This is a genomic window from Traorella massiliensis, assembly GCF_900104665.1.
Lineage (GTDB): Bacteria > Bacillota_I > Bacilli_A > Erysipelotrichales > Erysipelotrichaceae > Traorella > Traorella massiliensis.
On sequence record NZ_LT629969.1, the window covers coordinates 308,216 to 322,227 of the forward strand.

Here is a 14,012-nt window from a genome sequence, read left to right on the forward strand (position 1 = left end):
GCAAAGGAGAGAATGAAAGATGCCAAGAAAAAAGAGACTGTTTGCGCTGCTACTGTCCTTATGCATGGTAGTGGCAATGGTGCCCGTCGCCGTGTTGGCGGCAGGCGCAGGTATGCCCCAAAACATACGATGGGCAGAGAGCCCTAAAAGCATGGTACAGTGGGACGCGCCCTCGGGCGGCGGCCAGTATCAATACGAGCTTCGGTTGAAGCTCGGCGAGACAATAATTGACGGTCCCGATTTTACAGTACAGAGATATCATCTGTTTAATGGCAGCCTGATGACGGAGGCTCGCGAAAATTACACAGTTGAAATAAGGGCGAGAAGCTGCATCATTGTCGGAGAGTTTCCCAACGAATACGTTACCAGCCCAGGAGAATGGGGTGACTGGGCTACACTTGAAGGCTCCGGCGGTGGTGGAGAGGGTCCTACTCCCCCCCATGAACACATCTTCGATGGCTGGCAGAAAGATGACACCAATCACTGGAAGGAGTGTTCCTGTGGTGAAAAGCTGAATGTGGCAAACCATGCCTACGGCGAATGGAGCGTGACGAAGCCGGCCACCACAACGGAGGAGGGTTCCCGGGAGCGCACCTGCTCCGTCTGCGAATATACGCAGAAAGAGACGATTCCGGTCCATGTACACAGCATCCATGACGAAACATGGAAATATGATGATACTAATCACTGGAAGGAGTGTTCCTGTGGTGAAAAGCTGAATGTGGCAAACCATGCCTACGGCGAATGGAGCGTGACGAAGCCGGCCACCACAACGGAGGAGGGTTCCCGGGAGCGCACCTGCTCCGTCTGCGAATATACGCAGAAAGAGACGATTCCGGTCCATGTACACAGCATCCATGATGAAACATGGAAATATGATGATACTAATCACTGGAAGGAGTGTTCCTGTGGTGAAAAGCTGAATGTGGCAAACCATGCCTACGGCGAATGGAGCGTGACGAAGCCGGCCACCGAGACCGAAGAAGGCTCCAAAGCACGTGACTGCACGGTCTGCGACCATGTTCAGACCGAAACCATTCCGATGCTTGAACATGAGCATGGCATCCATGACGAAACATGGAAATATGACAAAACCCAGCACTGGCAGGAATGCTCCTGCGGTGAAAAGCTGAATGTGGCAAACCATATCTACGGCGATTGGAAAGTAACCAAAGAGGCCACTGAAACCGAAGTGGGTTCCAGAGAGCGCGGCTGTACGGTCTGTGAATATGTGCAGGTTGAAATCATCCCGGAGATCGGGCATGAGCACGGCATCCATGATGAAACGTGGAAATATGACGAAACCGACCACTGGCAGGAATGCTCCTGCGGTGAAAAGCTGAATGTGGCAAACCATACCTACGGCGATTGGAAAGTAACCAAAGAGGCCACCGAGACTGAAGCGGGTTCCAGAGAGCGCGGCTGTGCAGTCTGTGAATATGTGCAGACTGAAGCCATCCCTGCAGCGGGAACCGGAGAGCCAACCGATTCGACTGATCCGACCGATTCATCCGATTCGCAGGGTCAGCAGGATCCTTCCGGCGACACCGGCAGCCCCCAGACTGGGGACGGCAGCGATATGGCGCTGTGGATCGGCCTGATGATGGCCTCCTGCGGCGGGGTGCTGGGGATGCTGTTCTACAGGCGGAAAAAGGCGGCGGCCGGGAAATAAGGCTGAGAGATAAAACAAAACCGGCAAAAGCGCCTGCGGGCGGGCTTCGTGCAAAAACCACAGCCCGCCCCGGCGCAGCCGGTATCTTTTTCAAGAAGGGATATCCCTTCTATCCTTTGATATCTACCAAAGGATAAGCAATTTTATTTGACAAGGAGGAAAAATACAATGCAAGCAAAAAGGAAACTGACGGCGTTGCTGCTTTCCCTGTGTATGGTGTTGGGAGTGCTGCCCATGACCGCTTTTGCGGCGGGTGCGCCGGCTGCTCCGGGAGATTTAAAGCGGGAGTGGACAAACAGCGGTTTGAAAGTCAGCTGGAGCCAGCCGGAACCCATCGGAGAGCTGGAGATCTTTGAGTATGAAGTGTCCCTTTTCGTCGATGAGAATCTAAAGGAGAAAGAAACGGTTCGCCAGGCTACTGACTATACCTTTAAAACGTTTGGGGATTTAACAGAACCCACAAACTTTCGCGTGGAGGTGAAAGCGCGGGAGGCTATTTCCGGCACCGGCGATCGGGGCAATCCGGCGAGCTTTGATGTGACGGAATGGACTGAGTGGAGCAGCGCGAGCAAAGAGACATTCGTTGAAGACGACTCACCTAAAGTCAACACGGAGATCATTAAGCATTATACGGGAGTTGTAGATGTGGCTTTGCCCGGCAGCGACCAGAAGCTATACAAGGAGGGCATAGAAGCTGCAGATGATGCTGATATAGAAGCCATAATGGATCTGCTCTATGCCTATTTCGAGGAGAATAAGGCAACGATTCCTGAGCTGGCGGATGTCGCAAAAGCAGACCTGACGACGGAAATGGTTTTGACCAGGATCAAATCGTCGAGAACAGTAGGGTCTATAAACACTGAGGGAAGACCTGTGGTAGTGGTACATGAGGTGGTGGATAAATATTACGATCTCAGGCTGGTATACAAAGAGCAGCACGAGCATGTCTGGGCGGAAGACTGGACCAGCGACGGCACACATCACTGGAAAGCCTGCACGGCAGAGGGCTGCGCCGAAAAAGACCAGTACGGAGTGCATCAGATAGCAAACGGGGTTTGTACGGTGTGCAAGGCTGAAGTAGAAACATCCGGGGTACAGACGTATGCGGTAAAGGTGAACGGCATCACCGTCACCAGCGCCAACGCCAGCGACATTCTGGGTGATGCCGACGGTGACGGCGCCACGGCGTACTATGATCCGGCGGCCAACACCTTGACACTGGATAACGCCCAGCTGACATCCAGCGGCTTCGGCGCTGTATGGGCGCAGGAAGAGAACTTTACCCTTGTGCTGAAAGGTGAGAATCAGATTACCGGAGAAGGGGACTTCCCTCACTCCGCGGTTTATTCCCACGGGGCTATGACGGTCAAAGGAAACGGAAGCCTGACCACCAGCGGCACCTATTTCGGCCTGTTTGGCAACAATACCATTACCATTGAAGACGGGGCGTCTGTAGATCTTACCGTTGACTTTTCCAGCGACGAGCAGGATCAGCCATATGCCGCAGTCAGAGCAATCGGCGGACTGACGGTGGACGGCGCGACGCTGAATGCGAAGAACAATGCAACTCAGGATGCCGGTTTCGGCACTCCGGGCATTAATACTGACCTTACGGCGATTAACGGAGCGAAGGTGAATATTTCTTCCGTAAACGATCACGGCATCTGCGGTGATGTCATCGTCAGCGGAGCCGGAACCGTAGTAAATGCCTCTTCTGCAAGCGGCGAGCACTATGGTATCTTTGCTGGCCAGGAAGATATCTTTGGTGAATTGGGCGGCGATCAGAAGGGGATCTTCACCATCTCCGACGGAGCGGTTGTCACTGCCAGCGGCGGAAAGGGCGCCATGCGCTGGAAACCTGACTTATCTGGCTACACCGATCCTGTTGTAGCGGCCGGTGATTCTGCTGCGGCTGAGGAAATTATTGGCGATCCTGCCGGCACAGAGTATCAGAACGAAAAATATGTGCAGGTTCGTTCCTCTTTGGAGCCGGTTGAACCCACTGAGCCAACGGATCCTACTGACCCGACCACTCCTACCGACCCGACTGAGCCAACCGATCCAGCCAAGCCCGAACAGCAGGGCAAGCCTTCTGGGCAAACAGAAAGCCCGCAGACCGGCGACAGCAGCGATATGGCGCTGTGGATCGGCCTGATGCTGGCCTCCTGCGGCGGCGTGCTGGGAATGCTGCTTTACAGGCGGAAAAAGGCGGCGGCCGGGAAATAGCCCGTCTGCCTGAAACCAAACGGAAAAGCCGGCGGGAAGCGGCGGACGGAAACGGGACTATGTGTCCTGGCCGCCCTTCCCCGGCTGGACCGGAAAGAAACGGAGGCGACTTATGAAAAAACTGTTTGCGGCGCTGCTGACGCTCTGTATGGTGTTTGGGATGGCCGTCCCGGCCTTTGCGGCCGGAGATCCCCTTACCATCCGCTTTTACTACGGCGGCGCGGACTACGGCAGATATAAGGAAGGCTGGATTGACGTCGGCAATATTGATACCGGCGCCGGCCGGTTCTATGCGGCAATAAACTTCGGGGATGAGGAAATTGGAGGGGACATCAATCCTGCGGACAAAAGCATCACCGGCAGCCATGACCTCATCGGTTCAGCGTGGCTGTATTATGATGTGGAGGTTGCGGACAGCTCCAGCTTCTCCGTTGCGCTCCCCAAGGGTCCGAGCTACCACTACCCCGGCAGCGAATACAGCCCGCCCGAGACCACCGAGTTTGCCGCATGGGTGGTGAGCGACGGAAACGGCGGGTATAAGGAGCTGGATGGTTCCGTCACGGCGGAGGATGTTCAGAACGCAATCGTGACGGACGAGGAAGGAAAAAGAGTCGCCGTGATCAAGGCGGCTTTTCCGGCGGTTGTCATAGACAAAAACGCGCTGACCTATGAAGAGACCGGACATCCGAAATATGCCGTCATCCTGCGAGCCAATGGCGGAACCTTTGCGGAGGATGGCAGCGACCATTTGTATGTGTGCCCGCAGTCGCTGGAATATTCCGCTCTGAACGACTTTTTCGTGGAGGCATCCTGTCCTAAGCCGTCAAACGGCGATATGGTGTTCGCCGGCTGGTACAAGGACGAGGCCTGCACCGACGGGCCGGTCACCTATCTGAACATTAACGATGATTTGAAGGAAGAACCCGCCTATGTCGCGCCCTATGTGCCGATGGATTTGTACGCAAGGTGGGAGCCGGCCGGCTTTGTGCCGGGCAATACCTCCACGCCGGCGGATGAGCCGGGCGGGCCTTCGGAAAACAATACCCCCGCCCCTTCGGACAACAGTGCCCCCGTCCCTTCGGACGAGGGAAACAGCAACCTCCCGTTTGCCATCGGCGCGATTGCCGCCATTCTGCTTTTGGGCCTGCTGACTCTGCTGTTCCTGCTGTGGAAGGGACCCGTTACCCTGAGCTTTTACTACGGCGGCGCGGACTACGGCAGTTACAGGGACGGCCTGGTGAATTTGGGCCGTGTGGATACAAAGGCCGGCAAGCTCCAGGCGGTTTACCGCTACCTTGACCCCGAGACAAAAATGTGGAAAACACTGGTCGGGACGATCAATCCGGAGGATAAGAGCATTGACAACGATGACCCGCGGCTCCTGAAGGGCAAGCTCTATTACAACAGGAAGCCGTTTCTCAGGCTTAAGTTTTCTGTCCCCCTGCCGGATGGTGTGGACTATCACTTCCCTGGCGGCGAGGGCGCCGAGCCGGTCACCGTAAGCTTTGCCGCATGGATGTTAAAGGACGGAAACGGCGGCTACAAGGCCCTGGAAGATCCCGTCACATCCAAAGCGGTAAAGCCTGCCGTGGAGACGGAGAAAGTCAAGCGGCGTAAGGTTCTCATCACGGCGGCGTTCCGTTCGGAAATGGCAGATGAGTATGCCCTGAATGACGAGAACGGGAATCCCCGGTACGCCGTCAGGCTGCATGCCAACGGCGGGGCTTTTGAAGCGGACGGGACCAATCTGCTGTATATGAAGCCGCGGTCGCTGGAATTTGCAGACCAGGAGCTTTTCTATGTGGAGGCTACCTGCCTGAAACCGACGAGCAGCGGCAAGGTATTCACCGGCTGGTACAGGGATAAAGCCTGCACCGCCGGCCCGGTAACAGGGCTTAAAATCCTTGAAGAGCTGAAAGAGCGTCCCGTCAGGGAAGCGCCCTATGCGCCGATGGATCTCTACGCCAAATGGGAGATGCAGGAAAGCTGAAAACGCAGAAGGGATATCCCTTCTTTATGCTTTGGTATTCACCAAAGCATAAAGAACTTTAACTGCGGCAAAGAAGGTTATTCGTTCCGCCCTGGCTGCCTGAACCGGCGCACCGGGGAACGGATGGCATAGAAATACAGAAAAAAAGGCGGTGATACCCCAAAGAGAATTATCAAACCGTTTATTCACATGAATGTTATCTTGAAAGGAGAAAAATCAGTTATGAAATTGAAAGGAGAAAAATCAGTTATGAAATTGAAGCGAAAACTGCTTGCAGGACTGCTGACGCTTTGTATGGCTGTTGGAATGGCTGTGCCGGCATTTGCGGCGAACGGCCCCTCGTCCGGGGACATGAGCGCCGCATGGGTGCAGCTGTATGATAGCAGTGTAGAAGAACCCGATGGCAGCTATTTTGGTTATGTACTTTATAGCAACGGCGGCGAGGCTGACACGGTGGAGGGCGCTGTCTATGACAAGGCTACCAACACCATCACCCTGACAAACTACAACCACCCGGAAATGACCCTTGCCACCAACGAGATGGGCGACGATTTGAAGCTTCATCTGGTGGGTGACAATCATATCGCCGAACTGGTTGTATGGGGCTTCGGCTGGGGCGGCAATCTGGAAATTACCGGAGACGGCTCCCTGACCATCAATGAAAACAAAACGTCTCAGACTGCGGCGATCCGCTTTATGGCCGAGGGAACACAGGGTCTGCTCAAGGTCGGCTCAAACGCTTCTGTGACAGCGTATAAGAGCGCAGGTGAAAACACTTATTCTGCGGCCTTTGTATCGACAACATCCTCAACCCTTCCCTTCACAGGTAATCTGGAAACAGAGCTTGTCCTGACCGCCAATTCCGGCATCGAGGGGGAGACCACCGAATGGGAAAATGTCATATATGAAGATGGATTTGTTGCTCAAAACTGGAAGGTTCTCACCAAGGGCGAGGACGGAAAGAAATACGGCGTTAATTACGGAACAATCTACACCGGCAGCGATTTAACAAACGGCAAGCCTGTGGGCTATATCCACGAGCTGGTGAAGGTGGAAGGACTTCCTAGCCAAAATGAATATCTTGCCGTTCAAATTGCTACCGTTGACGGACTTGAAAAGGACGTTCTGCCTGAGGGATATACCGACTCAGGGGAAACCATCACCGCCAAAACAGGCGATATCAGCTCTATGACAGTGCTGATCAAGGACGGGCAGAGATTTTATTGGGGAGCAGACCCGAATCAATCCCAGTGGTTGGTCTATCAGACCGCCGTTGATGACGTAACTGCGGAGGATTGGGGTCAGACAACCTTGACAAAAATTGTAGTGCCTGTGGCTGGAGAAGGCGTCAGCGGTGCGACCAAAGAAGATATTCCGGCAGGCTATACCACCAACGTGGTAAAGACCGGCATGTATAGCTACTACTGCACCAATGATGTGATCAAAGTATCCCCGTCCGGGACTTCTACCGATCCGGGCACTGATCCTGGAACAAAACCTGGTGAGGATACTGGCGTCAAAGATCTGACTGCTTCCGAAACCGGCGTTTCCATCTCCCTGACCGACGGCGTGCCAGAGGGAGCAGAGCTTTCTGCTGACACCATCGCGCAGGAAAGCGTGTTGTCAAGCCGTCCGGAACTGAAGGAACAACTGCCGGGCCTGTTGTCTATTTACGACATCAGTGTTAGAAAAGACGGTAAAGCTCTGGAAATCAGGGATAACCCCATGACGGTCAAAATCCCGATGAACGACCACCTGAAGGGCTACAAATACTATCAGGCGGTATATCTGGGCGAAGAGCTGGAACGCTTTGACGCGGTGGCGGAAGGCGACTTCCTGGTGTTTGAGACTACCCATCTGAGCCAGTATGCTATCCTTGGCTCCAACACACCGTTTTCAACCAGTACGGTTCAGGACGGAGAGCAGACCGGCGCGGGCGATCAGTCTTCCGATACAACTAGTCCGCAGACCGGGGACGGCAGCAACATGATGCTGTGGATTGGTCTTCTGGCTGCATCCGGAGCCGGCGTCTATGGCATGACGCTTTACAGCAGAAAGAAAAAGGAACAGAATATATAACATTTTACGGCCGCCATCAGACAGATGGCGGCTGTTTTAGAAGGAAGGTGGGACTATCAAACGAATTGTGATTTTGGAACTATCAGACCAGGATAATGTTGCTTTAGAGGAAATTTCAAAGATTTTGGAGCGTCATCCTGATTTGAAGCTGATTGAAATGGTAGTTGAACCGACATTGATTTTTAACCACCTCATAATTGACACAGGAAAAAGAAAGGTATACTATAATCAGCAGGAGGTATTACTGACAACAAAAGAGTATGAACTACTTTACCGACTGGCCTTGTATGAAGGGCGGGTGTTGTCATACAGGCAGCTTTATGAGGCTGTATGGGGAGAAGATCCAATGGGAAATGAAGCCAATGCGGTAAGCTGTCATGTATACGGCCTGCGCAGAAAATTTCGTGAGATAGCACTCAGCTTACCTTCTGCTATCCGTTGTGTTCGAGAAGTTGGCTTTTGTTTTGAGGATATTACGGAATAAATAGGGGAAACGACCTGATAGCAGGTCGTTTCCCCTATTTATTTGAGCCATAAAGTCTTTTCTTACGGTGCAGTATTCAAAGGGCGGTAAAATTTGACATTATACAGCATTTTGTTGTTTGTTCTTGTCTAAACTTGCGACCGACTACGAAAATTCTACGGAAAATCTCGGAAAAATCTACAAAATTAGACGGTATAATCCCTATATCAACAATTATGAACGGGGATAAACATACCGGGCGGTTGTCCTATCCCCGCAGGGGGATAAAATGCCGGGGATAAAAAAGCAAACGGAAGCGTGATCTCAATTGGAGCGAATCTGAAATGAGGGCAACGAGCGAAAAGTATCGCCTTAATTCCTATGACGGCGAAGAACTGCCGTTTGAGAACTATATGAAACTTGACAATACAAATCCGGCTATGAAGCCAAGGCCCTGCTAAAGGCTAATGCTGCCTTGAATAAAAAACTGATCCAGAAAACAGATAAAAGAATGAATAGGATCGGAATGAAGATCAGAGAAAAGGAAACGGAACTGGAAAAGGTCATCTGCGAAAAGGAAAAGATGATCCGGAAAACGAAACTGCATGGTACTACAGAAAAGGACTATCTGTATGAAGCAACTGTGATCGATCCTAAAATAAAGAATCTGAAGAATCAGATCAAACTATTAAAGTATCGGTTAACAGGAGGGCTAAGCATCCACCACAGTGCAGCGTATGTGATTGCAAGAAGGGGAGAAGGGTACCGGGAAAGGATACCGAACGAATATCATGAATACAGGGAATGGAAAGAAGTGATCAGGGATCTGGGGAAAGCGACATTGGAGGAATGTCAGAGGACCCCGTATTTATGCCTGTTCAGATAGAAAAGAAGCAGGACCCGGCAGTCATGCGATTCACTGGAAGATGGAAGCATGGCAAAGGGATGGAATCCTGCTGAAAAAAAATAATAAGCTGACACTGGAACATTTCGCCAATGCCTTACGCTTCAGAGAGGAGCAAAAGAAGGAGATGTGAAGGTGTCGGTGGAACCACGCCGCTAGAAAGGCAGGTGGGTATGCAGATAGGGAGATGCTTATTTGCATATGATTTTGGTTACAAAATCATTTTCTTGATTGACAAGAAATAATAAGAAGAGTATTATAACAGTGTTATATATCACTGTTATATAAGGAGGGTAGAAATGCAGGAATCATCAAATCTGACACTTGTTAAAATCCAGCAGGCAGCCATTGATGAATTCCTGGAAAAAGGATTCAGAGGTGCTTCTTTACGTCAGATCGTTAAACATGCCGGTGTGACGACAGGTGCTTTTTATGGATATTTTTCCAGTAAAGAAGCGTTGTTTGCTTCAATTGTTGAGCCACACGCACAGGCATTGATGGCCAAATTTATGGAGGCTCAACTAAGATTTGCCGATTTGCCGAAAGATGAACAGCCTTCACATATGGGAATAGAGTCGAGTTCATGTGTCAGCTGGATGGTCGATTATATCTGTGATCATCGTGATCCGTTCAAACTTTTATTGACAAAGGCAGAAGGTACAAGTTATGAAAATTTTATTCATAATATCGTTGAGGTTGAAGTCGAGTATACGCTTAAATATATAGAAGTTTTAAGAGAATTGGGGTATTTTGTACCTCAGCTTGATAAAACATTATGTCATATCATTGCAAGTGGCATGTTTGGAGGAATCTTTGAGGTTGTCATTCATGATATTCCTAAAAATCAGGCAATTCGTGATGTTGGACAGCTTCGTGCATTTTATACAGCTGGTTGGTTAGCATTGATGGAAGAGAAATAGAATACGCCAACTGGCAAATTTTTACCCCTAAAGTTAGCTTTATCTAACAACTGTGATATTAAATAAGGAGGGCTATGATGAAAGAAAAAAAACAGAATGCAGTGACTGCTTTATTAGAGTATGCCGGTAACTATAAGATTTTGACTTTTGCTGGTCTTACGTTATCAGCCATTTCTATGCTTTGCAGTATCGTTCCATATGTTTGTATTTGGCTTGTTGCAAGAGAACTGATTTCTGTTCTACCAGATTTTTATAAAGTTTTGAATGTAGAAACTTATGGATGGATCGCTTTTGGTTTTGCGGTATTGGGCATCATATTTTATTTTGCTGGCTTGATATGTACGCATTTGGCAGCTTTTAGAACAGCAGAGAATATTCGAAAAATAGGGATGGCTCATATCATGAAGGCGCCTTTAGGTTATTTTGACAACAACGCTTCCGGACTGATCAGAGGACGACTGGATAGTGCAGCGAATGATACAGAAACTTTATTAGCTCATAATCTGGCGGATATCGTTGGTACGATCGTATTATTTGCTGGTATGGTTATCTTAATGTTTATTTTTGACTGGCGTATGGGCATTGCTTGTCTATTGTCAGCAGTTATATCGATAATTGCCATGTTTTCAATGATGGGAGGTAAAAATGCCCAGCTTATGGCAGACTATCAGGCGGCACAAGATCGGATGACAAAAGCAGGAACGGAGTATGTCAGAGGGATTCCGGTCGTTAAGATTTTTCAACAGACGATTGATTCATTTAAAACTTTTAAAAAGGCCATTGAAGAATATAGTGATAAAGCTGAATATTATCAGGGAAAAGTTTGTCGTATCCCACAAGCAGTTAATTTGACCTTTACAGAAGGAGCATTTATTTTCCTGGTACCGGTTGTTATCATTTTGGTTCCAGGTGCATTACAAAGCGGTGACTTCATTGATCTTGTTACAAATTTTATATTCTATGCAGTTTTTTCTGCTATTATTTCGACTGCATTAGCCAAAATAATGTTTGCGTCATCTGGTATCATGCTGGCCAGCACAGCTCTTAAGCGTATAGATTTAGTCATGAAAGCTCCAACTCTTAAAAATTGTCACGATCCTCAAATTCCTAAAGATAATAGTGTTGTTTTTAAGAATGTCAGTTTTACTTATGATGGCTCCAGCCTTCCTGCTTTGTCACATATCTCTTTTAAAGCTGAAGCAGGTCAGAGTATTGCTCTTGTAGGACCTTCAGGTGGTGGAAAGACAACGCTTGCTAGCTTAATTCCACGATTCTGGGATGTAGATGAGGGGTGCGTTGAGGTTGGCAAGGTCAATGTTAAAGATATCGATCAGCATGTTTTGATGAAACAGATTGCATTTGTTTTTCAGAATACAAAGCTTTTCAAAACTTCAATCTTAGAAAACGTTAGGATTGCTAATCCGGATGCATCTTATGATGATGTCATGCGTGCTTTAAAAGCGGCCCGATGTGAGGATATCATTGAGAAACTTCCAAACGGTGCAGAGACGATCCTTGGCAGTGAAGGTACATATCTTTCGGGTGGAGAACAGCAAAGAATTGCTTTAGCTCGTGCCATTTTAAAGGATTCACCAATCATTGTTTTAGATGAAGCCAGTGCTTTCGCTGATCCTGAAAATGAAGTTCTGATTCAAAAAGCACTCAGTGTTTTATGCAAAAATCGAACCGTCATCATGATTGCTCACCGATTATCAACGATCGTAAATGCAGATAAGATCATTGTTTTAGATGAGGGGCATATCGTAGAAGAAGGCACTCATCAGGAATTATTAGATAAAGGCGGTTTATATCACAAAATGTGGAATGACTATAATCAGGCGGTAAAATGGAAGATAACAAGTGAAAAGGAGGCCTTGTAAATGTTTGGGAAAAGTTTTAAACGTAAGTATGCTTTGACAGACAAAGGAGTTCAGAATGTCAAAAAAGGTACATTATGGACTGTTATTGTGAATTTGATCGTGATGGGTGGTATCAGTGTTTTATATTTACTTATGAATGATCTCATAGCAGTTTTAATAGATGATCAATTAGGGATAAATACAATAATGATCTTAATCTTGCTCATAATATTTGTACTCTTATCATTTATGACACATCTTCAACAATACCAGGCGACATATGGACTTGTTTATGGTGAGGTAAAAGATACAAGGATCGCTTTAGCAGAAAAGCTTCGTAAACTGCCGCTAGGATATTTCAATAAGAAAGACATTGCCGATCTTACAGAAACCCTTATGGGTGATGTAAATCGAATGGAACATGTCTGGTCACATGTACTAGGTTATTTACATGGATCGTATATTTCAACAGGAATCATTGCTATTTTTTTATTCATTTATGACTGGCGTTTAGCCATTGCCTGTCTTTGGGGTGTTCCTGTCGCATTTGCTTTATTGTTTGGTTCTCGTAAATTTACTTCAAATGCTTCACAAAGACTCAAACATGCAGCTCTTAAAGTATCAGATGGTATTCAGGAGACATTGGAAAATGTTAGGGAAATTAGAGCAGTCAATCAAGAAGAAACATATCTTCAAGGTCTATATGAAAAAATCGATGAGCATGAAAAAGTAATGGTTAAAGGAGAACTGATATCTGGCCTTTTTGTTAATGCAGCAAGTGTTATTATGCGTTTAGGTGTTGCTACTACAATCTTAACCGGTGCTAATCTTATCGTTCATGGACAGGTTGACTTTATGATATTCTTTATGTTTTTATTAGTGATTACCCGAATTTATGCTCCATTTGATCAAAGTTTAGCTCTTATTGCTGAGATGTTTGTATCACAGGTATCAGCCAATCGTATGATGGAAATCTATGATATTCCAGTAGCATCAGGCAAAAAGAATTTTGAACCAAAAGGCCATGATATTGAATTTGATCATGTTTCATTTGCTTATGATGATCATGATGTATTAAAGGATGTAAGTTTTATTGCTAAGGAAGGTGAAGTAACAGCTTTGGTTGGACCGTCTGGTTCAGGTAAGAGTACCTGTGCTAAATTAACTGCTCGTCTTTGGGATGTCAATAAAGGGACTATCAGAGTAGGTGGTGTTGATATTAAGACCGTTGATCCCGAGATATTATTGAGTGATTATTCAATGGTGTTTCAAGATGTCGTTTTGTTTGATGCCAGTATAAAAGAAAATATTCGTTTAGGAAAAAAAGGGGCAACAGATGAACAAGTATACAAAGCTGCCAAAGCAGCAAATTGTGATGAATTTATTAAAAAACTTTCTAACGGCTATGATACGCAAATAGGTGAGAATGGAATTAAATTATCAGGTGGTGAAAGGCAAAGGATCTCAATTGCCAGAGCACTTCTTAAAGATGCGCCAATCATCTTGCTTGATGAAGCAACAGCAAGTCTTGATGTTGAAAATGAGACAAAGGTTCAAGAAGCTATATCTCGACTTTTAGCCAACAAGACCGTTTTAGTTATTGCACATCGTATGCGGACGGTACAAGCAGCAGATAAAATCATTGTTTTAGAAGATGGCAAGGTCAAGGAAGAAGGATCTCCAGAGAAGTTATATGAAAAAAATGGACTTTATCATCATATGGTCGAATTACAAAAAGAGAGTTCGAAATGGCAGATTGACAGTAAGTAGTTAAAGATTGTTTAATCTTAAAATTATATTTATATAAATAATCTCACATATTGAAAGTGATTAAGCAGCTATGATCAATAGCTGCTTTTTCTTTATGCTGATTGTAACTATGTTAATTTTCATTGCTTG

At 47.4% G+C, this 14,012-nt stretch carries 9 protein-coding genes; all 9 read left to right on the forward strand.

Annotation, left to right across the window (positions count from 1 at the left end):
• The first annotated feature begins 19 nt into the window (after positions 1-19).
• The 9 genes from BQ5367_RS08755 to BQ5367_RS08795 all read left to right on the forward strand — a co-directional run bounded on the left by BQ5367_RS08755 (position 20) and on the right by BQ5367_RS08795 (position 13,883).
• Positions 20-1,672, forward strand: coding sequence for an LPXTG cell wall anchor domain-containing protein (locus BQ5367_RS08755; protein WP_071442143.1), 1,653 nt, complete (start codon positions 20-22; stop codon positions 1,670-1,672).
• 168 nt (positions 1,673-1,840) lie between these two features.
• On the forward strand, positions 1,841-3,898 hold the full coding sequence (locus tag BQ5367_RS08760; protein WP_071442144.1) for an LPXTG cell wall anchor domain-containing protein: 2,058 nt from the start codon (positions 1,841-1,843) through the stop codon (positions 3,896-3,898).
• A 112-nt stretch (positions 3,899-4,010) separates the two neighbouring features.
• On the forward strand, positions 4,011-5,888 hold the full coding sequence (locus tag BQ5367_RS08765) for an InlB B-repeat-containing protein (RefSeq protein ID WP_071442145.1): 1,878 nt from the start codon (positions 4,011-4,013) through the stop codon (positions 5,886-5,888).
• Positions 5,889-6,110: 222 nt separating this feature from the next.
• The gene (locus tag BQ5367_RS08770; protein ID WP_071442146.1) at positions 6,111-7,967 is read left to right on the forward strand and encodes an LPXTG cell wall anchor domain-containing protein; all 1,857 of its coding nucleotides are present in this window, start codon (positions 6,111-6,113) and stop codon (positions 7,965-7,967) included.
• Between the two features lie 73 nt (positions 7,968-8,040).
• Complete coding sequence (locus BQ5367_RS08775) at positions 8,041-8,451, forward strand: winged helix-turn-helix domain-containing protein (RefSeq protein WP_143052378.1); 411 nt, start codon at positions 8,041-8,043, stop codon at positions 8,449-8,451.
• Between the two features lie 454 nt (positions 8,452-8,905).
• Positions 8,906-9,316: a hypothetical protein gene (locus BQ5367_RS13585; protein ID WP_235858757.1), complete on the forward strand. Its 411-nt coding sequence runs from the start codon at positions 8,906-8,908 to the stop codon at positions 9,314-9,316.
• Between the two features lie 317 nt (positions 9,317-9,633).
• Complete coding sequence (locus BQ5367_RS08785) at positions 9,634-10,254, forward strand: TetR/AcrR family transcriptional regulator (protein ID WP_071442149.1); 621 nt, start codon at positions 9,634-9,636, stop codon at positions 10,252-10,254.
• 77 nt (positions 10,255-10,331) lie between these two features.
• Positions 10,332-12,134 carry an ABC transporter ATP-binding protein gene (locus tag BQ5367_RS08790; RefSeq protein WP_071442150.1) on the forward strand — a complete coding sequence of 601 codons (1,803 nt, stop codon included), beginning with the start codon at positions 10,332-10,334 and terminating at the stop codon, positions 12,132-12,134.
• A complete protein-coding gene (locus BQ5367_RS08795; RefSeq protein ID WP_071442151.1) occupies positions 12,135-13,883 on the forward strand; it encodes an ABC transporter ATP-binding protein in 1,749 nt (582 codons plus the stop codon).
• Positions 13,884-14,012: the final 129 nt, after the last annotated feature.